The sequence below is a fragment of the Bradyrhizobium arachidis genome, assembly GCF_024758505.1.
In the GTDB taxonomy this organism is placed as follows: domain Bacteria; phylum Pseudomonadota; class Alphaproteobacteria; order Rhizobiales; family Xanthobacteraceae; genus Bradyrhizobium; species Bradyrhizobium manausense_C.
Genome location: NZ_CP077970.1, coordinates 1198225 through 1218690, shown reverse-complemented (window position 1 = coordinate 1218690; position 20466 = coordinate 1198225). Strand labels below are relative to the sequence as shown.

Here is a 20466-nt window from a genome sequence, read left to right as displayed (position 1 = left end):
CGGAATTTGCCGTCGAGAGCGATCGCGATGCCAAAGAAGAAGCAGCACATCGATCTATCGGACCCCAATCTCTCGAGCCTTATCCTGCGGCTCGCCATTCCGTCTATTGTTGGCTTATCGATCAACGCGTTACAGCAGGTCGTCAACGCGATCTTTGTTGGCGCGCTTGGCACGCAGGCGATCGCAGCCGTCAGCATGACCTTTCCTATCGTGGTCCTGCTCACGGCGGTCGGACAAGGGGTTGGTGTTGGAGCAGCGTCGTTCATATCTCGTCATCTTGGCGCTGGTGAGTACCTGGAGGCGAGTCGTGGCGCCAGTACTGCACTGGCGCTCGCCGCTCCGATCGGCATCATGTTTACCGCCGCTCTGCTTCTAAATCTGCGAGGGATCTTCGTAACGCTGGGGGCCACGCCAACCATCATGCCCCTGGCGCTCGACTACGCGGCGACGATATTGTTCGGATATACCCTGATGCTTCTGAACATCGTCAACGGCTTCATCGTCCGAGCCGAAGGCAACACACGATTCAGCATGTGGACGATGATGACCGCCTTCATACTGAACGCCGCGCTTGATCCTGTGCTCATATTCCTGCTGCACCTCGGCGTGCGAGGCGCAGCCCTGGCAACGCTGGTATCTCAGATCGCTGCTATTTGCCTCTATATCGCGTATTTTACAAAGCTACGCCGGATGGTCCTCGTCAGGATATCTCACATCTCGTTGCGAGCAGCTCGCATCAGACAGCTCGCGCTCATAGGAGCGCCGGCGACCATGACCAGTATTTTATCCGCCATTGCCTCTATGCTCTTGTACGGAGCTGCTGCGCCGTTCGGCGACGATTCCATCGCGGCAGTGGGAATAGCTGTGCGATTGCTGATGATCGGCGCACTGCCTATCACCGGCTTCTGCATAGGCTCTCAAGCTGTCCTGGGGTACGGTTGGGGCGCACGCGACTTTGCTCGGGTATTGAAGGCTGCGAAGTTCATGCTCTCCATGGCTGTTGTTCTTTCCGTTGCATATTCTGCGACCGTTGTGATTTTGGCCCGACCTTTGGTCAGGCTGTTCAGCGACAGCGAGAAGGTCACGGAAGTTGCCGTCTCGAGCTGTATCGTCTTTCATCTCTTTTTTTGGCTTTTTGGTATTCAGAGCTTCGTGACGACCATGCTTCAGTCGTTCGGGAGGGCACGCCTCAGTGCGGTTGTGTCCTTGGCGAGGCAGAGCTATCTCTTCATACCGGCCGTACTGTTATTCCCGGTCATATGGGGTTTCAACGGGCTGTTGGCCAGTCAAGCATTCGCTGAGCTGGGTGCCGGAATGATCGCGCTGTTCGTCATGTTCAACCAGTTCGCTGAGCTCGGACGACGTCACCCGACTTCAAGAGCGATCGAGATGACGAGTTGACCTGACAACGGACATCATCGCGGCCAGAGCATTGAGCCCACATGGCCGGCAGATGTTGCGATCCAAGAAAGTGATGAGCGTAACGTGCAAGAGTCATGCAGCTATAGTAGCGGTCTTGAACGGCGGCGCTTGCGATCGAGCCGTCAGCTGCTGCCGTCGAACGTTGTTGTGCGAACCTGTCCCGGTACTTGGAACGGCGGAGCTGAACTCCTGCCCACGGAAGAAGGAGCCGTGGCCACGGCCGTCGACAGGAGAAGGCATGAGTTTGCGGTCGGACGTGCCTGTGCAAGAGCAGCGTTGTCCGAGTTAGGCGTTCCTCCTTGCCCGATCCCCAGCGGCCTACATCGTGAACCCCTTTGGCCGCCAGCTGTGGTTGGGAGCATAACGCATTGTCCGGGATTCTGCGCAGCAGCTGTCGCCTTCCGCGCGAGCTATCATTCAATTGGAATTGACGCAGAGATCGACGAGGCGCTGCCACCAGGTCTGTTAGCATACATCGCAGTCGACGAAGAGCAATCGTGGCTCACCGGCGCCCCAGGGGACATCCATTGGGATCGGCTGCTCTTCAGCGCCAAGGAGAGCATCTTCAAGGCGTGGTTTCCGCTCACCGGGGCGTGGCTGGGGTTCCAGGACGCTATGGTGACCTTTACTGCAAATGATCATGCATTCCGGGCTCGTCTTTCTCGTCCCCTACCGCATACTTGCGGCGGTACGCGTGAGCTTCGCGGTCGCTTTATGTTCGCGGACGGGCTGATTTTCACTGCCGTCTTGGTTTAAGTCGAGGATCAGACAACGCCCTGAAATGTGACAATGGTTCTGGAACCTGGCGAGGCGAACAACACCTCACATTGGCTCTGAAGAGAGCCGTTGGGGGCGGGAGCGCGGCCGGTCCTTGATGATCGGCTTTTGGGCAGTGACACTCGCCCTCACGGCGATGAATATGCGACTTGAGGATAATTTGAGAGAGCAGAAAAACTTGTTGGATCGTCTCACCCGCGAGCTGTAACGCTGGATGCGCGCGAGTGGGGGCGGCGCCCCAAGTCCGAGCATCAATTGTTCGCTCCCCTAACGCCCAGTGTAAGCCAAAATCGTCTATTGGCTGATCTTCTAGTTTATTGATGACCGCTGCAGCCGTCGCACATGAACCGCGAAGGTCCGCTCATAGTCCTTCGCGAAATATAGCGCCACCGCATGATCTCGATCACTTTGTAAGCGAAACCGACATCATATAGGAGCGCGGCCTAACTGCTCGACTCCGCGTCGAGAACAATCTGGATGAGAGGCGCCTTTCGCAGTTATGACTTGATGTTCGCCTCCCCCATCGGCTAGATGGACTGGCTTCAATTCGGAGATACTGCATTGGCAATAGGTACTGTGAAGTGGTTTAACCCGACCAAAGGATACGGCTTTATCAAACCAGACGATGGAGGCCCGGACATCTTCGTGCACATTAGTGCCGTCGAGAAAGCCGGTTACAATGCCCTCACGGAGGGCGCCCGAATTAGCTATGAGCCCAAGACCGGCCGCTCCGGGAAACCCTCTGCCGAAAATCTCCGAGTTGGATAGGCTCGTCGGTAACGACTAGAAATGAAGAGCCCTCCCCCGGAGGGAAGGGGCGGGGCTGCTCCCCTGTGCAGACGGGGAGCCACGCTACCGAGAAACATCGCACTTCTCGTGCAACGTGCGCGTTCCAGACGATGGTGATCACCAATTCCAGGCCATCGTGATCACTCATTCCAGAGCATCGTGATCACCGTTTCCGGCGGATCGTGATCGATAACGTACAGGATCTTTCGCACTTTCAGGAATGACGGCTTCTTTATATAAGGTGGATTGAACGCTCTTTCCAATCCAGCGGCGGAATAGGATGAGCCCACTGCAGGACAGAGCGTTAAAGGAAGTCTCCAGGCAAGGGCGCCGGCTAAGGAAGATGCCGGTTTACAAGTACAAAAACATTGCTTTCAAGCACGATCTTTATCGGCGAAGATATCTGGCGATGGACGATACTACCTGATCGTCCGAATGATCTAACTTTAATCGGAGAGGTAGTTGGATCCAAGCAACAGGCGATTGCTCACTGCCGGTCTGAATAGACGGTTAACTAGTGCGTCGCGCGACCGCAAGTCCCTCGATTGATGCGCATCCTGATTAGCTGAGCCGCTGCGCTGCCTCATCGAAAAGGGGCCGTTTTTCAGCGCCCCCTTTTGCCGAATGCAATCTTGTTCGGGATGAAATGCCAGCCCCGGCGATGGCCAAATTACCGGTATCTAAATGCCAAGTGAATTCCGTACAACTACCGTGCGTAGCACTGTCCTAATTCATCTCTGCGCAAGGAGAAGCCCAAATCCGTCGTCGCGCGATAGCGCGCTCAACCTTTCCCGCAAGGCTAGCGGAGGATTTCACTCAGCGCCCTCACCTCGCGCTGGCACGGCACCTTGGAATGCTCGAGTCTTTCAGCGCCACTGCGATCGCTGTTGCGCGAAAGCGTACATTGGATTCATGCCGCAATAGGCGTCCGTGCCGGATGCAGTCGCCATGCACTGGCTATAGCTGGAGAACTGACAATTGCCCGGATATCCCCAGATACGCCCCTGCAGGCAATAAAGGTCCTGCGGAGCCGGGGGTACATCTGCTGATCGATGCCGCGGGGCGGCTGTCGAAGGCGATCCAAGCCCGGCGAGGACGGAAAGTGCCAGCACAGCGCTGAACAGAAAATGACGCATGAGACCTCTTGCCTCCCTTAAGCCTTGCTGAAGGATAGAGGGCCGAATTGTACGCTTTGATTTTGGTCAAATGCAAACGGGCGGCGGCGCCCCATCGTCAAAGGCGTGCGACCGTTTCCTCATGGCATGACGAGGCGACCACCGGTAGTCCCAGGAAGCGGCCAGGCGCGAGAAAAACTCTCGTCACCAGGGAGCGTCGTAGTCATATCCTGTAGTTTGTCAGATGCGACGCACTATTCCTGCCGCTCTTAAGGAGGAAATTGCATCTTTCCAGCGTAACACCGCCCCAGCCCGATAACCCCGCACGCCAAACGATGGAATCACGTCTCAGAACGACAAGCCTCCGTCATATCAGAGCGAAATATCTTGATTATCTTAAGTTGCGCTCTGCCTGCGGTGCTACAACGCCGCATTGCCCGTTGGTTAGACGTTGAATACGCTTGGCGGAGACATCGTAAGCGGGAATTGATTCTTATCCCGCGCAAGAGTTTGATCTTCGGTAGAATTGATAGTCCAGGAGTCGCCCGATGTTTGCGCGCATCACCACACGCCAGACGCCTCGCTCAGATTCGCTCAGAGATTTTGGCCTGTCGAGCGATTTCACCCCAATCATCGGCCTGGGTGAATTCACTTACAGAAAGGGACGGGAAATCTACGGGGAGAAGGAAGCCGCCGAGTATGTCTATCAGGTCAAACGCGGAGGGGTGCGAAGCTATAAATTGCTCTCTGACGGTCGCCGCCAGATCGGCGCATTTCATTTGGACGGCGACATCTTTGGGCTCGAGAATGGTGAGACACATCGATTTACCGCAGAAGCGGTGGTCAAAACCACTGTTCGCGTGATGAGACGGGCAAGCCTTGAAGTGGCCGCCGACAGTGATGTCGTTGTCTGGCGTAACCTGCTCGGTCTGACAACCGACAACCTGCAGCACGCCGAAAACCATATGCTGTTGCTGGGACGCAAAACCTCACTTGAGAGGGTTGCCGCGTTCTTGCTTGAGATGGATGGGCGGCTATCCGCCGCCGGCGTAATCTCGCTACCGATGTCCCGTCGCGATATCGCCGATTACCTTGGCCTGACGCTCGAGACTGTATCGCGTGCGGTGTCGCAACTGCACAAGGCGGGCATCCTTGATTTCATGGGCAATACTCAACGCGAAATCGTGATCCTGGATCGACAATCCCTAGCGCTTTTCGACCTGCAAATTAGCCACGATCAATGAATGGGCATGAGGGGCAGGACCCATTTTGGCGAGAGCAGATCACGCAGGTACGAGATGCGATCGGCGCAAAAGCTCACTCTGCTCACAGAGCGGGCAATGTTTTCGCACGTCCGAGGTGGGCGGCTCCCAAGCTCCTCGGTTCGTCTGTAGCGCTCAGATGCTATCGGCAAGCCGCGGCGAGGCGATTTTCGGCCTTCGCGCATAATACGCGCGGGAGCCAAACACTTCGCGCGCATGCTCGAAGGCCGACCTGATCAGATGACTGAGCAATGAAAAGTCATACTAATCGCTGCGGCAAACCTAAGTATGATTTTAGAAATTCGTCATCAACCCTACTTGTCGTCCAGGATGCTAATGCTACAAGCTCTTTCCAGCGTCAGGAGGGCGCATTTTGTCTACGCCTATGATTTCCGTCGTCGATGACGACACGTCGGTCCGTTTTGCGATAGAGAACCTTTTAAAATCGCGCGACTACATCGTCCATACATTTGCGTCGGCTGAGAAGTTCCTGCGCTCGCCCCAGTTGAGCGAAACATCCTGTGTGATTACGGATGTGCAGATGGCGGTGATGAGCGGCTTGGACTTACTGAGAGAGATGCGGGCCCAGCGATACGACGCACCATTCATTTTCATGACTGCCTTCGGTAATGACCGCATTCGCGCCTCTGCGCTGAATCGGGGAGCAGTTGGGTTCCTGGCAAAACCCTTTGCCGGCCATATGTTGTTCAAGCACCTCGATGCCGCACTGGAGCAACACCGCGACGAGGCCGACGCTTGAGACAACGAGCCATCCGCTCAACTTTAGCTCTACGCTGATCGCCCGATGCAGCGTCATGCGAGGTCTGCGTTGCGGACCGGCGAAGCTCAGTGGATATGAATACGACAGTGGGCAATCCTGAATTGGATTCGGGTGCTCGAACCGCCGGTTAACAAAGCTCGACTCCTGCCACTTATCTGATCGGTCTCGCCCACCTGCGCAGGCAGTATGGATGTCTCTCTATCAGGACGGCCTTGGAATGAGAGGCCCTCTTGGCTTTCGTCGCACTTGATATCCGCCTCGGCCCTCGGCTAGATAGACCGGCTTCAATTCGGAGATTTGCAGTGGCAATGGGTACTGTGAAGTGGTTCAACCCGACCAAAGGATACGGCTTTATTAAACCGGACGATGGGGGGCCTGACATCTTCGTGCACATTAGTGCCGTTGAAAAGGCCGGTCACACCGGCCTGGCAGAGGGCTCCCGAATTAGCTACGAGCCCAAGGCCGGTCGTTCTGGGAAACTTTCCGCTGAAGACCTCCGAGTCGCATAAGATCGTCCAAACGACGGAATAGATCGAACTCATCCACGGTGTATGGCTCTCGATCATCGCAAAGAAATAGCTATCCGGCCTCAACGCACATGCGGTACCGTTAAGGGCGCGCCTTCCAGGATCCAGTTGAGACAGCGATTTAGTCGGCGCTTGCGCGCTTTGCAGTTTCGATGTTCACGCTACAAGTCTCAGCCTGGAACCGAACGGGGCTTTTACTTTTTTTTGTCCCTGTGCAGCCACGTAAGCCTGCAGGCAGCGAGACGCGTCAGCTCTACGCAAGTTTAGCGATCGGACGTGGAGCGTATCGCACGCTTTGCCCCAACGAGCACCCGGTACTCTGGACGTTGCGGAAACTGCACAACGGGCCATACGGCGGCTACGCCAACACTGCGGCATAGATGGATCGCCCGATCATTGCCAAAGTAGACGGCGATATGGGCACCCCAAGCGACGCTAGTCCTGTTAAATAGCAGGAGGTCCAGTGGCTGATAATCGTCAACAGGAACCGTATCTAGCGTATCCTTCCAAAGATTGCTTGATCGCAGGTTGGGAACGTGTCGCCCGAAGTGCCGCAGCAGTTCGTAGGCGAAGTTCTGGTAGTTTGCCCCGCTTTCGATGTCTGGCAGAGTCGGCGAATTCGGATCGTGGGCGGTGTCATAGTGTATCTGCCAAAATCGTTCGGGAATGCCAGGGACCATATCGACGGTGTAAATGCTCGTAAGTGGCCTTAATGGGAAAGGGAGATTCCGCTACATGACGTTCAATCGGCCGTCGCCTCTGAACATCCGCTGACCCGCGGCCTCGCAATCGGAGAGCTGACCTCTCGAGGCGGAGGAACAATCCCCACTTGATAACTCTAACGTTGGAATCAATTGCCGTTAGGATCAGTTGCATTCAGCCTCGGTATTTGTGATTCGAAAGATTGAATGCTCTGGAATGTAAATGCTACAAGTTACCTCCGGAAGGATAGCTCCGAATGGCAGAACCGGTACGGCCCGTGCCGCCAGAGGTCACAGGCCATCCGCTGGCCCGCGCAAAGCTGCTGGCTGAGAAGCTGGCGACGACGCTTATTGACGAAGATGTTTCAGACGCAACATTGGCCATTGCATTTCTCACGGGCGGCGTCGTCAATCACCACGCCCGCGATGCCGCCGAGGCTCATGAGCTCTTGGACAAGATCCGGCAGCTTGAAGACCTGCTGCTCGAAAGAACGATGGAGGCTGCTCCGCGTAGGCTGCAATAATGTTTGCTTGATGCGCGTAGCGGTTCGGCGGATCGAGCGCGCCCCGACCCCGCGCGAGCCAGCCACGGCATCGTTGCCGACGCACGCTAGCTGAACTTGGAATGCGCTTGAGCAACGCAGAAAGAACCAACCCGCTGGCCGAACCAAGCGGATTTAGGCTGCAGGCGACCACATGTTCTCGGTGTTTTATGAACAAGGATTCTATCGGGCGCGAGCGTCCTTGGTCCGCGACATTGCTGAACAAGCTGATCCGTTTACGAAGCAACGTCTCTTGAAGCTTGCCGATCAATATGAAGTCAGGGCAGGTAATCCATCACGCGCCTCACGCTTGCGGCCCATTCCGCTTCCGTCTACGTGTGGTAAGGAGTGAGCGGCTTTTTACGGCTGACGAGCGGCACATCAAGACGTGCGTCGAACCCGACACAATCTCAGTCATGTCACAGTTACACCCCGATCGGATTTTCTCTCGTTCTTGATACGACGCGGTGACAATTGCCCGTTGATGCCTGGGCACTGTTCAATGCTGTTCTCCATAGTCGCAAAGCGCGAAACGACCTGTGGCTAACCTGCTCGAGCGCCTCATTGCAAGCGGATGCAGTGCGGAGGTTTGCTTCAAGTTTTTCCACCCGCGTAAGCAATGCGTTGCCTTCCTCGTAGATACGTCGGAAGTGTCAGGAGCGCGAGGGACCTGATTGGCGTGGGCCACGATTTGCTACGATCGCACCAGGCCACTTGGTTACGTGCCCACTTGGTTACGCGCCCTACATCAACGTAGTAATCCAGAGACCAGGGACCTTATACCGCGACAGCGTCTTTAGCAGCCTTGAGCGGAGACGCCTTAACCGATTTGCTGGCCGGCTTCGCCGCAAATTCCATCGGTTCCTTCGTAAAAGGATTAATTCCGCTGCGGGCTTCAGTAGCGGGTTTGTTCACGATCGACATTTTGACAAAGCCCGGAATGACGAACTCACCCGACGTGTTCAATTCATTGTAGCCTACAGTCGTCATCTGCTCGATGACGGCCTTCACGTCTGCCTTGGAAATCTGCGCTCCTTCAGCAATCGCGTCAATTAGCTGGTTCTTGGTCATCTTAGCCATGATGCATTCCTTTAGGGGGCGCAGAACCTTCAAATGATTAACTACGCCGGCTCCGTTACCTTTGTTCGAGCACGGCAAAACCGGATGGATCGGTTTCCGTTGACGTCGAGGTCATGAACTTACAGGCTTAAAACCTATCGGAAGCCAAAATACAAGGATCAGTTCGAGCGTGTTTCCGGCATCCTGATCGCTTCTAACATCAGGGCGGATTCCACCGACGGGTTTTTCTGCGTCAACTGATCGACACTGGGAGCGAGCGGCCTTCCTAGCCGCACCAGTCTGACGGTCGACAGTTCGTGCACCGCGTGACCATTGAGTCAGCGTCGCGCATACCTCGCCCCGATATGCCTTGTCGTTGACGGTTGCGCTCGCCGGCTTGACGGCGGCTCAAGCAAGCGCTCCACCGCCATAACAAACGGAGCCAGGTCCACGACAGGGAATGATCGTGACGGTCGGCGAACCATAAGAACAAGCGGTATAGCTCGCAAAAGGTCGGTCTGCGGAAGGGGAAGCTGCATACTCTGATCGAAGCGTTACCATTCGTTGCCGCGAAGACAGATTTGCCTCAAAGGTGCAACGGCCATCTCTTTCAACCGCGTGGAGCTATCTGCCGAACAGCGGTTACCGCCGGCTCTCGGGCATCGCCAAGCGGCCTGCGGGTGCTGAGCCTGGGCTGCATCAACGAGGTCTACATGATCGGCGAGGCGCCCGGCTGGGGCGGTCTCGCGAAGGACGTTATTACGATCCCCTGTACCTGTGTTTCACGCTGCCGGGAACGCGCGAGTGGACTGGCGCGATGCGGATTGATCCGAACCTAGGGTAACAACGTGGCTCTACTATTTCGAGGATTAGCTGATTACCGACGAATGGAAGGGAAGGCCCCCCGATCCGACCGATAACGAACGTTATGGTCGACAGGTGCGTCGCGCTACACGGCAACTGAGGATTTGAATGTAGCCTCCCTTTCTGAACTAAAGCGCTGTCTGCCTCACCGACTGAGCTGTCCTCTCGCCTTCCGGCCCCTCTTCTCGCCGAAGCGCTGGAGCATTGGCGGGACCAGATTGGCCGGTTCGAAAGGCGCGGCATCGCCCGCGGTCCAGGCCAGGGCGGCATCTCAGCGCTAGACGAATAAGGATTCGAGCCGAACCCGTTTGACCATTGTTGGTCGATCGGAGAAGGCGACAAAGAGAACTAAGAGAATGCACCCGTAGCTCAGCTGGATAGAGTACCATCCTCCGAAGGTGGAGGCCATACGTTCGAATCGTGTCGGGTGCGCCATTTCATTGTTGCTATGGTTGGAGCGGAGTTGAATGCCCTTCGCCTCCTTTCAACCGCTCCAAAGCCCGGGCGAACATGGCTGCGTGAGCGGTATAGAGAGACGCCCAACCCTGCGCACGTCCCCAAGTGCTAACGTCGCTGTATCCCTTGTGCGTATGCGTTCTCAGCACCTTTCCCGTTCGCGAGTGTAGCGTGGAAGATTGGATCACCGAGTTATCGGACCGCGCATGGATTTCCAATACTCTCCGCATATGAGCATTGGACCGCATCCATATGCGCGTCGCCCAGTTGGTCCGCGGCCCAGTAAAGCAGACCCGTTGCCTGAAGGGAATCGATGCTGCTTTCGGCCATGCTAACGGCGCTCGCCTCCTCGGCATCTTGGCCTAGCGGGATCAAGCCCAGTTTCGGGTCGAACATCTGCTCCAGCGACCTAGCTGCCGTGAGGGCGGCATTGCGTCCCGTTTCATCTGCGAAGAGGATGCTTCCAAGCGCTGCACCGTGGTAGAAACCAAATCCTTTGAAGGCCGTTCGGAGCTGGTCGCGTGGCAGCATTCGCCTCAGGGCGGCATGCGCGTCAGAGATCGGAAAGCGCTGTGGATCGGCCACATGCGCGAGCCAGAGTTCGCCGACGAAGGCTCCGCCGGTCCAATCACCATCGGACGTCAACGTCCATTTTCCATCATTCCGTGCGGGCCCATGCGGCAGGCCCGCTTTGGCAGCGTCCCTCGTTTGTGCGATGCGCGTCAGCATGCGGTCGCGTGCGGACAAGTAATGGCTTTTCGACATGTTTTCTCCCAAGAAGAATGTCGGGCTCCAGACGCAACCCGAATTGTGAAGCCAGAAGCCTTGATTTAGTCATCGATGTAGACGTGCCCGCGCTTCATCGCGACGTGATAAACGACCGGGCTCAGCACCACGCCACCGATTCATAGACGGGGAACATCCAGGCCATATTCGCGTGCTGCAACCACCAGCAAATAGGGTAAGGTTCCGCCAAACAGTGACACCCCGAACCCGACAGCGATGCCCGTCGTGCGCAGCACAATGTTTTTATACGGAAACATCGCCTGAATTTTTGAGGTAGTTGGCACACTCCTGGGCGGAGAAGAGATCGAGGAACTCGCCAACCTTTCGCCATGTTGCCTTTTAACAAGGTGGTCGCCAACACTTCCTCGATATGGAGCTGTCCCATGGCGCTCAATGGCTCCAGGCAGAGCTCCGTGACAGCCCATTGCGGAGCCGCCAATGCTCCTATGAATTCACTTCTGCCTTCGGGGCATAGCGGAAAGCGCCGGACTTGCTGCTGGCTCCGCCGCGGTCGAGAATGACCCAGACCGACAAATGTTCGCTTGGTCCGCTTCGGCGGAAACTAATCTCCGAAGCGGGAACAGAACCCGCCTCCTGGCGTAGTGCCACTGCGGCCTAAGCTCGCAAGCGCATCCCTGCACTGGGCGCGGTTTTCTCCTTCGGCTTCCTCGCAGAATGCAGAGTCGGCGAGAGGGCTGGACACGCGCCTGAACGCGGTGCGAGCCCGCGACGCGGCTCACGCCTTCGGCGCGTCCGGTTGTGCAAGCGGATGCGCACGCTGGAAGGCATCGATTCGCATGCAGGCTGCGTTGATCCTCCGCACGACAGGAAACGCGTCGGCCGTTCCACCGAAGTAGGAAAAGCCTACGACCTGGCTGACGAGGCAGACGTCGGCCAGCGTCGGCCGGTCGCCATGACAGAACATGCCGGTTTGAGGATCGCGCGCGAGATGCTCTTCCATCGCCATGAGCGCCGCGCCCATGAAATGCCGGCTCCACGCCAAATATTGCGCTTCGCCGTGTCCAAGTTCCCCTTCGAGGTACGCACGAACACGCGGCGTGACCAGCGGGTGGCCATCGGCCACTGCCATCTGGGCCAGAGCACGTACACGCGCCCGCTCCGCAGCGTCGGCGGGCAGCAGTGGCGGAGCAGGATACGCTTCCTCAAAGTATTCCATGATGGCCATGGACTGGACCAGCGTGCTCCCGTCGTCGAGCACCAGCGCCGGAATGGCGCTTTGCGGATTGACCGCTCGAAACGCTTGATCGTGCTGCTGGCCTTTGCGAAGATCGACCTGTCGCTCCTCCGCCGTTACACCCTTCAAGTTCAGGACGATCCGCACGCGAAACGCAGCCAACGAACGCCACCACGTGTAGACCATCATAACGTCATCCTAGCGCACTGCCACTACGATTGCTTGTACTCCCGATACCAGCCACGACCGAAGCATTGTCCGTCGTCAAATAGTTTGAGACTGATCAGGCTTTTCGCGAAGAGAGGCTCTAGCTCATCTGGGTTAGAGATTAAGCAGCCTGCAGCTGATCCTGCAAGCGGCGGTTTGCGATGGTGTCGCGCTTGATGCGTTTTCGTTCTGCGAGGATCGCCTCGGCCCCGCCGAAGCAGACATCGGCTGGCGTGAGGTTGTCGATGCAAAGTGGTGCCCCGAACACCTGGCGGCGTGTCGCGAGCACTGAAGGGAGACTTGCTGTCGTGGCCAACTCCCTAAACCATGCAACATGGTCTCGCCGCGTTCTTCTAACTTCCTCATCGTGGGGTGAAAGGGTGCCAAGTTATCGTCCTTACATTGCGAATTGGGAGCGCGCATTAGCTGTGCCGCAGTCAGCTCTGAGACGGTTTTGGAGTGCCCGCCGATCCGCGACGAGGTTGTCGAGGTTTAGCAGCTCCGGCCGTTGCCCTTGCGACAATTGGCTAACCAGCTCTCGCGTGCCATCCACCACGTAGACGCCGCAATCGCAACTGTTCTGCTGCTGGGCCATTCGGGATTGCTCCAGGCGGGCATGCAGCACTTCTGCGAGCTTTGCTGCATAGGTGTGATTGCGCCCCTCGGCGGAGTCGTAGTGATAGGCAACCGGCCCTTCCGGCGCGCCGCGATCAAGGAGCAGCAAGGACCAATGGCGGCCGCCATTGTCCTCATCGTCGTTCACTGGCATAAACACGAAGCGGGCGGTATCGTTGCCATCCTGGTCGTTGACGATCCCCTGCAGGTTTTCCAGGAGGACGTCCTCGTTCAGGGTCCTTCGCAGCACATGGGCTGTCGCGGGCTCCACGAATCGAGTCCGGGCCGCCAGATCCGGATTGTCCCTCTGCAACTCCTGCAACAGGAGTGCGTAATCCGCCCCGATATGCTCATCGCCCAACCATTCCAGGTCCTCGAGCAGCCGCCCGCTGGAGCCGTGGATCGAGGCTGTCGGATCCCAAGTTCCGGCCGGCGCACCGGAGGACGGCGTGCGCGGAAACGCATAGTGAGCATCGTCACGCAGCTCGTGCGGTGTGGACGGCGATTGAGCCGCGATAGGCAATGATGGCGCGGCTTCCCAAGCCGGCCAAAGACTCCAATCAAGGTCAAACGGCATCTGTGGCGACCAGGTTGAGCTGGACCTAGCGGATTCCGACGGTCGAGCCTGTTCTACCTCCTGTGTCTGCTCAAGGGTGGTCCTTTCGTACGGCCGGCTTTCCTCCTCTATCTCCCCAAGCAGATCCTGATCGTCACCTTCCGGGGGGAGCTCCTCTGGCCAATTGTGCTCCGGAGCGACGCTCTCAACGTCTCTCGAGCGGACTGTGATCCATGCTATTCCGCCCTCGGACTGGGAGTTCCGGAGACGATCTAGAGCCGTAGGAAGGACCCGATTCTTCCGACCTTTTTCGAATTCCGCTGCATCGTTGTCTATCGACTCTTCGTTGAGCCGAGCAGCGAGTCCCGACTTGTTGTTTGCAAATAGCCACTGGCTGAATCTGCGAAGAGGATGAACATATTGGGTTTTGGCCGTGCTCGCCTCATACCCCGCGTCGATGAGTACGGGCTCAAGCCCTGCAATTAGAGACCCGTCCGCAACGTAAAAAGGAGCGGGAAGACGTTTGCTCGCTCCGTTCCGGAGATGAGCCAGCGCTGCGCTGATAGCTCTGTAACCTCCGGCCCCTCTATATAGCCTGGCATCTTGATCCAGTTCATTGAGCGACGGGTCGTTAAGTTGGGCATCAATGCCGTGCTTGTTGTTTCGGCGGAGGTAGCGACTGAACTCGCTGAGCATGGACGCATAGATGTTAGCTGTACCTGACGTACCCTCAGTCGCAGCTTGCATTTTGTACTTCTTGATGAGATCCGCGTCGCCGGGATAGAGACAATCGTCAACCGCTCCTGCATTGGGCCTGACTGCCCTGGCCGGCTGCCAGATCGTGTCGAGACGTTGCGGACTTAATATCCTCTGCCTCTTCGCTGCTGTGAACTCCACCGTTCTCTGCTCATAATTGATGAGCACCTCCTCATCTGGTGGGAGATTGTTGATGTCAAGCCCATGCAGCAGCCCATCTGTCGCCTGCTGGTGCTCACGGCCCCAGTTCAAGGCGTGAAAAGCCTCGCTGGGATCGCGCGCGTGGCGCTCGTGCGCAGATGGCTCGAGAGACATTTGATGATTACTCTCCCAAGCGAGCTCCTCTGGCCAGCTTAAGGCTTCCTCGGGAACATCCTGATCATCCTCCCCCGGGGGCAGCTCCTCGGGCCAACTGAAAGGCCCCTGCGAGGCGCTGCGCTGCGCTGCGGACTCCCCCGCCCCCTTACCTCGCCGTGCGATTGGAGCAATTCCGCGGGGCGACTTGAACTCCCGAAGATGAGCTAGTGCTACACCGATGAAGCGATCACCGGACTTCGCAGCATCCTGATCCAGCGATTTGTTCTCAAGCCGAACGTTGATGGCCGGCTTCTCGCTGACCAAGAGCCAATGGCTCAGCCGGCGAAGAGCACGTACATTGGCATCTGCGGTAGTCTCCTGGTAATTTGCCAGAACCATTGCTTCCTTAAGCCCTGAGATGAAAGACGAATCCTCAGGATGAATCGGGCGCGTGCTAGGCCCCAAGTCAGCACGGGATCCGCGACGAGAACGTCCCTTCAACTCGGCGGGGAACTCGATCCGCTCGCCTGCAGCATGCGATAGGGTGGAGTATTCGTACGCGCTTGCATGCGTCATGGGTTGCACCTCAGGCAATGCTGCATCCACATCGTGTGTGGAGGCCTGCGGCACACGACCGCCTAAGTTATCGCTCTCGCTGAGCTGGCGCTCACTGGGAAGGCCTTGCGAATTGTTCAAAGCACCCAGTCTCTCCGCTGGTCTCACCTCCGGGGTGTCTTGCTCGTTGTTGATGAGGACTTCCTCGCTTGGATGGAGATTGCTCCAACCCATCAGTTCGTCCGGAAAGTGATTGTGGTCGCGGGACCCGTTGAAAGGACCCAAGGACTCGTCACCGTCAGCCGCGTCGCCAGGGTGCGCAGCCGGCTCCTCGAGCTCGATTGCTCGGGCGCCTGCCGCCGATTCTCGTAAGTGAGACAGTGCAGCACGGATCTTCGGATTGCTGCCGGGCTCGTTCCGATAGCTCGTGACATCTTCATCCAACGACTTATTGGAAAGCCGAGCGGCAAATCCCGGTTTGTTGCCCTTGCGAAGGTACTCACTGAAACTGTTAAGAGCGGTTGCGTATTTGTTCGCAGTTTTGCGGTTCTTGATGACGGTCGCTTTGTATTCTCTAATAAGGGCCGCATCATCATCATAGGGATTCCAGTCAGCGCGGCTTGCGATCGGCTTGCTTCCGCTTTCCAACTTGGATGCCCGAAGATGACCTAATGCCGTAAGGATGGACCGGTTCCGAGTCTTGTCGAATGCCTTGGTATCTTCATCCAGCGACTCGTGGTTAAGCCGAGCAGCAATTTCCGGCTTGTTGTTTTTAAGGAGCCAACGCCCCAATCTGAGAAGAGCATTGACATTGTCCCTGATGCTGCGGGGCTTGAAGCCGCGCTTGATGAGCGCTGGTCTTAGTCCCTCGATAAGGGACGCGTCCCGGGAATATAGAGGATCTCCGATCAGACCTACGAAAGCCCAAGGCGACTGGCCCGGCTGCAGCGCGGAAGCCCCGGGAATCGTCCCACCGCGTTCCGGCGACGCGCGAGTGTATTCATGCGCACCCGCCTGCATGATGGGCTGGGTCGCCGGTGGTGACGCAGTGAGTTGCGCGGTTGGCTCAAGCGTCGACGACGCTTCGTCCATCATCTCCCAAGTCAAATTCTGATCGTGCTCCTCCGTAGGGAGGATCTCCGCCCCGCTGACAGCTCCCAGCGATGCGCTGTGCTGCGTAGCATCATCTCCGACGAATCTCGGCTCTGTCACGACCGCACGTTCAGGTCGGGAGGGAAGCTGGCGCTCAAGCCCCATCGCTCGGGCGACCGCCGGCGATTTTAGGAAATGAGAGAGTGCGGTACGGATCTTCCGTTTACCACCGGAGTCCTTATAGCCCTCGACATCCTTATCTAGTTCATGCAGCGACCGGTTGGTAAGCCGAGTAGCAATGCCCGCCTTGATCTTGTTCCGCAGATAGTTACTGAAGTCGGCAAGAAGAGTTGCGTAGCTCTTGGCGGTATCTTGAGTGATCCCTTGCGCAGGCGCTGCTTTGTATTGGTTGATGAGCGCCGCATCATCGGGATAAGGATTCAGAACAGCGCGTTTCACGCGCGGCGGCACCACTTCCGTCGACCGAGGAGCCTTGAGAAAAGCTAAGGCCGTAACGACGGACGATGAACCATAGCTCCTCTCGAACTCTTCGACATCCTGGCTGAGTGAGTCGTCGTGCAACCGAGCAGCAATGCCGGGCCTGTTGTTTGCAAAGAGCCAACGAGCCAAGTTGAGAAGATGTTCTCCATTGGACCCAACGATGGTCTCCTCAAGCCCCACGATAAGGGATGCGTCATCGGAATAAAGAGGGCGCATGCTGCCATCGACGTAAACCCCAGTTGACTCGCCCGGCTGCAGCACCGAGGCGCCCAACATCGCTCCACCGTCTCCACCATGAGACGCTGGCGTGTCTTCTGGCGCACTCCCTTGCATGATGAGCGGCGTCTCCCCTGGCGATGCTCCGTCTTGCGCGGTTGACTCGGGAGACGACGAGGGGCCGGCTTCGTCCATCGTGCCCGAAGCTAGATCCCCATCGTGCCCTTCCGCACGAAGGACCTCTGGCCACTGGATGGCTCGCTCCGATGCGCTGGGCTGCGCAGCGGCGTCCCCAACGGGTGGCGACTCCATCAGGATCGCGTCTTTCAAAGGAGCTGGGAGCACCTGACGCTCGAGTTCCATCGCTTGGGCGCCCGCTCGGGACTTTCGGAGACGCGCCAGTGCGGACCCGATCTGCGGGTCACGAACGGGCCCTTTCTTGTAGGCGCGGATATCTTCGTCCAGCGATTTATCGGAAAGCCGACCCGCAATGCTGCGTTTGTTCTTTTCACGCAGGTAGTCACTGAACCTGCTAAGAGCAGTTGCATAGTTCCGGGCGGTAGGTGTCCGTTCTTCGTTTTTATACTCCTTGATGAGAACCGCGTCCTCGGGATATGGAGTCAAGTCGGCGAGGCCTGTGATCGGCACGACTCCGCCCGATAACTCGGAGGTGCGGAGATGGTCTAGCGCCTTGCGAACCTTTTTGGTGCCACCCTTTCCTATGAACTCGGCGACATCAGCGGCCAGCGACTCGTTATCAAGCCGGGAAGCAATAGCCTCCTTCTTATTCTCAAAGAGCCAACGGTCCAAAGTGAGAAGATTACTTACATTGTTCCCTGCGGTGCGTTTCGCAGCTCCCCCTTTTATGAGGGCTGACTCAAGTCTCAAAATAATGAAGGCATCCTGGGGATAAACAGGGCGCTTGCTGCCACCCGCCAAAACCCCAGTTGACTGACTCCGCTGCAGCGCCGAGGCGGCCTCCATCGCTCCACCGCCTCCACTATGCGATGCTGGCGCGTCTTCTGGCCCGCTCCCTTGCATGATGGGCTGAGCCTCCGATGGCGATGCGCCCAGTTGATGAATGGGCGACAGCATCAGCACGCGGCTGCCTGAATTGCCGATCTCGCTCAGCTGCTGCTCAAAGGCCGCCGCATCTGCGGACGGAGCCGGTGAGCTCTCTTGCGGGTCTGCACTGCCCGATTGTTGGCGCACCCAGTTCGTTGATGGGAACTCCACTCGTTCTCACTTTCGGATTATAGGCCAATTTGAGCCTGGGGTCGGTTCTAATTTGTTGCGGAATCGAGTCGACTGCATCGGAGCCGAGCAAAGATTCGCGTGAACACCCCAACATGCCGCGTCCTAGTATCCCGACCACGCGCTCCAGCGTTCTTGCATTGCGATCGCAGCAATGATTTCGCCCTGGAGACCTTGCTATGATCGATAGCTGTCGAGAACCTGACGACGACGCTCCTCCGAGTGCTGCGCAGGATAACGTGCGTGCGTCGGACGTGGGGGCCGTAGGTGCGGTCGCCGACGCGGAAGCTGGCCTTGACCTTGCCCCCGAATTCCTCGTCCCCGCGGGATCTGGGTCTCGAGCTGATCGCAAGAACAGGCGTCCCGCAGATCAAGACGAAGAGCTTATAGAGTTCAGGTGGGGCGCTCGCGGGCGTGATGCCGCTTGGGGGGTGCCGCGCCAAGATCGCTTCGCCCAAGCCGAGCCTGAAGAGCGGCAAAAATGCCGATCGCCGCAGGGGAATGGCCGCGAAGCATCGTAGGCTAACGCATTCTTCATCAGAGTCGTCCAATCGACGACGACGTAGTTGGGAAGCGCATCGTCTACGGTCGTGAATTTGGAGTTCTCGTGGAATGCCTCCCGGATCAGGCCCAGGTCCTCGGTGCCCTAGACCCGGTCATCCCATGTTGGTCTATCGGATCTCACCGCCGTCCTTCGAATCTCAAGGAAAAGGATCGGGCATGGGATTGTCACCCTGCTCCCTGGTCAGGCCGGGATAGCCCAGCTTTTGTGGCAGTTCCCAGAGACGACTGACGCCGAGGGGCCCGCGATAGGTCGCCGCCATCGCGGAGTAGGCTTCGGCTAGGATATGAGCGATGGCAACATGGGGTTGTTTAACATTTGGATCCAATTCATCATGCTCAATGCGTAAAGAATCGCATGATGTCTGAAGCGCTCTCGCGCATCAAAGACCTTGCTTGTGCATGAAAGTTGCGACGCCGATTCCCGCCTGCCCACGAAGGGCAAGCTTCGGAACCATGTGCTTGAGCCGATCATAGACCGTCGCTCGTGGAATTGCTTGAAGAGCACAGAAACGCAGTGGCAACACCGGACATGTTATCAGCCCCTCTTGTTGAAGAACCGATGTCCCGGGACCCATTACAGGCGAATATATTCGACCGCCGGCGCTTGAAGACGTGGCTCCCCCTCTCGATAAGCAGGCGCCGTACCAATCCTTAGACGAATTGGGACGCGCTCAAGAGCGATTGCATGTGGAAATCTCTAGCCGTTTGGTTTGCCAACGATGATCTCGCCTGGTTCAATTCCCGACAACTTGTCTGAAGCGCGACGCGCTAGCCGAACTCTGACGGTTGGTCCTCGTGGTCCGATGGTCCCACCGATACCTTCGTACTCGGCTCGCTTGCGACGCAGTCCCGTCACAGAGCGAGCATGACGAGACGGCCCTGATCCGCCGACCGAATCCCGATCGAGCAGTTGCTTCAGGCTTACAGACGAGCAGGGTCGGGATCAGATGGTCCTGGCAGATAGCACGCAATTCTGAACGCGGGTCGCCCCGAACGGGGATCCACACGACGCCGCTCCCAACGATCTCCTCGCAATCGGGGTTCACAAGCACTCGCTCACATCATCGCGATTCGAAAGCGCTATGGCAGCAACGGCGGTACGCTGATCTCGGCCGTACAAGCCGGCCTGGCCTGGTTGTGCGATTGCCACTGCCGATATCACGGACGAGCTCGCGCAGCGAGCGCCGCATTCGCCAAGCTTCCATCAAGCCAATGCCACGCGGCCTTTTGCCCTACAGCTCCACATGAAGCTGCTCGACACAGCCTGGCCGAGGCCGCAGCCCCTGCCATTCTCGGTAGGAACAGAACAAATGATATTGCTGTCCGTCGGCGAAATGTCGTAGCGTTTCCGCACCGGACATCTGGTTTGCATCGTTATCTGTTTCACCCGGGGCTGTTTTTCTGGACGTGATCTTTTGACTAGCGCGAAGTCCGACTTTCTTGGGCCGCCATTTGGCGGCCTTTCTTTCGGGCACGCATTTGCATTGTGGCACATACCGCGCATGACGCTCGAACTCATTCTTGCGAGCTCCGGCAAGCCGACCGATCGGGTCCGGATTGGTTTTGCGCCGCTCCAA

13 protein-coding genes and 1 tRNA gene are annotated in these 20466 nt (G+C 57.5%); 8 read left to right on the top strand and 6 right to left on the bottom strand.

The features are described from left to right. The first annotated feature begins 27 nt into the window (after positions 1-27). The 3 genes from KUF59_RS05630 to KUF59_RS05620 all read left to right on the top strand — a co-directional run bounded on the left by KUF59_RS05630 (position 28) and on the right by KUF59_RS05620 (position 2967). Positions 28-1401: an MATE family efflux transporter gene (locus KUF59_RS05630; RefSeq protein ID WP_258768631.1), complete on the top strand. Its 1374-nt coding sequence runs from the start codon at positions 28-30 to the stop codon at positions 1399-1401. An 84-nt stretch (positions 1402-1485) separates the two neighbouring features. Next, positions 1486-2178, top strand: coding sequence for a 4'-phosphopantetheinyl transferase family protein (locus KUF59_RS05625; protein WP_309500930.1), 693 nt, complete (start codon positions 1486-1488; stop codon positions 2176-2178). Between the two features lie 582 nt (positions 2179-2760). Further along, positions 2761-2967 (top strand): cold-shock protein, encoded by a 207-nt coding sequence (locus KUF59_RS05620; RefSeq protein WP_258769945.1) that lies wholly within the window; start codon positions 2761-2763, stop codon positions 2965-2967. Positions 2968-3854: 887 nt separating this feature from the next. On the opposite strand, the gene KUF59_RS05615 is transcribed toward KUF59_RS05620, so the two are convergent. Then, complete coding sequence (locus KUF59_RS05615) at positions 3855-4124, bottom strand: DUF3551 domain-containing protein (RefSeq protein ID WP_258768628.1); 270 nt, start codon at positions 4122-4124, stop codon at positions 3855-3857. Positions 4125-4651: 527 nt separating this feature from the next. Between KUF59_RS05615 and KUF59_RS05610 the strand changes: the two genes are divergently transcribed. The 4 genes from KUF59_RS05610 to KUF59_RS05595 all read left to right on the top strand — a co-directional run bounded on the left by KUF59_RS05610 (position 4652) and on the right by KUF59_RS05595 (position 7898). Further along, on the top strand, positions 4652-5347 hold the full coding sequence (locus KUF59_RS05610; protein ID WP_258768627.1) for a helix-turn-helix domain-containing protein: 696 nt from the start codon (positions 4652-4654) through the stop codon (positions 5345-5347). Positions 5348-5738: 391 nt separating this feature from the next. Continuing rightward, complete coding sequence (locus tag KUF59_RS05605) at positions 5739-6125, top strand: response regulator transcription factor (protein ID WP_408918065.1); 387 nt, start codon at positions 5739-5741, stop codon at positions 6123-6125. Between the two features lie 323 nt (positions 6126-6448). Then, positions 6449-6655 carry a cold-shock protein gene (locus tag KUF59_RS05600; protein ID WP_258768626.1) on the top strand — a complete coding sequence of 69 codons (207 nt, stop codon included), beginning with the start codon at positions 6449-6451 and terminating at the stop codon, positions 6653-6655. 976 nt (positions 6656-7631) lie between these two features. Next, positions 7632-7898: a hypothetical protein gene (locus tag KUF59_RS05595; protein WP_258768625.1), complete on the top strand. Its 267-nt coding sequence runs from the start codon at positions 7632-7634 to the stop codon at positions 7896-7898. A 795-nt stretch (positions 7899-8693) separates the two neighbouring features. On the opposite strand, the gene KUF59_RS05590 is transcribed toward KUF59_RS05595, so the two are convergent. After that, complete coding sequence (locus KUF59_RS05590) at positions 8694-8996, bottom strand: HU family DNA-binding protein (RefSeq protein ID WP_258768624.1); 303 nt, start codon at positions 8994-8996, stop codon at positions 8694-8696. A gap of 1201 nt (positions 8997-10197) precedes the next feature. Between KUF59_RS05590 and KUF59_RS05585 the strand changes: the two genes are divergently transcribed. Then, positions 10198-10274: transfer RNA gene (locus KUF59_RS05585), tRNA-Arg, on the top strand. 213 nt (positions 10275-10487) lie between these two features. Here KUF59_RS05585 and KUF59_RS05580 read toward each other — a convergent pair. The 4 genes from KUF59_RS05580 to KUF59_RS05565 form a co-directional block, all read right to left on the bottom strand. After that, positions 10488-11060 carry a hypothetical protein gene (locus tag KUF59_RS05580; protein WP_258768623.1) on the bottom strand — a complete coding sequence of 191 codons (573 nt, stop codon included), beginning with the start codon at positions 11058-11060 and terminating at the stop codon, positions 10488-10490. A 757-nt stretch (positions 11061-11817) separates the two neighbouring features. Beyond that, positions 11818-12465 (bottom strand): maleylacetoacetate isomerase, encoded by a 648-nt coding sequence (gene maiA, locus KUF59_RS05575; RefSeq protein ID WP_258768622.1) that lies wholly within the window; start codon positions 12463-12465, stop codon positions 11818-11820. A gap of 139 nt (positions 12466-12604) precedes the next feature. Continuing rightward, a complete protein-coding gene (locus KUF59_RS05570) occupies positions 12605-12799 on the bottom strand; it encodes a hypothetical protein (protein WP_258770099.1) in 195 nt (64 codons plus the stop codon). 81 nt (positions 12800-12880) lie between these two features. Further along, positions 12881-18307 (bottom strand): C48 family peptidase, encoded by a 5427-nt coding sequence (locus tag KUF59_RS05565; RefSeq protein ID WP_258768621.1) that lies wholly within the window; start codon positions 18305-18307, stop codon positions 12881-12883. Positions 18308-20466 lie beyond the last annotated feature (2159 nt).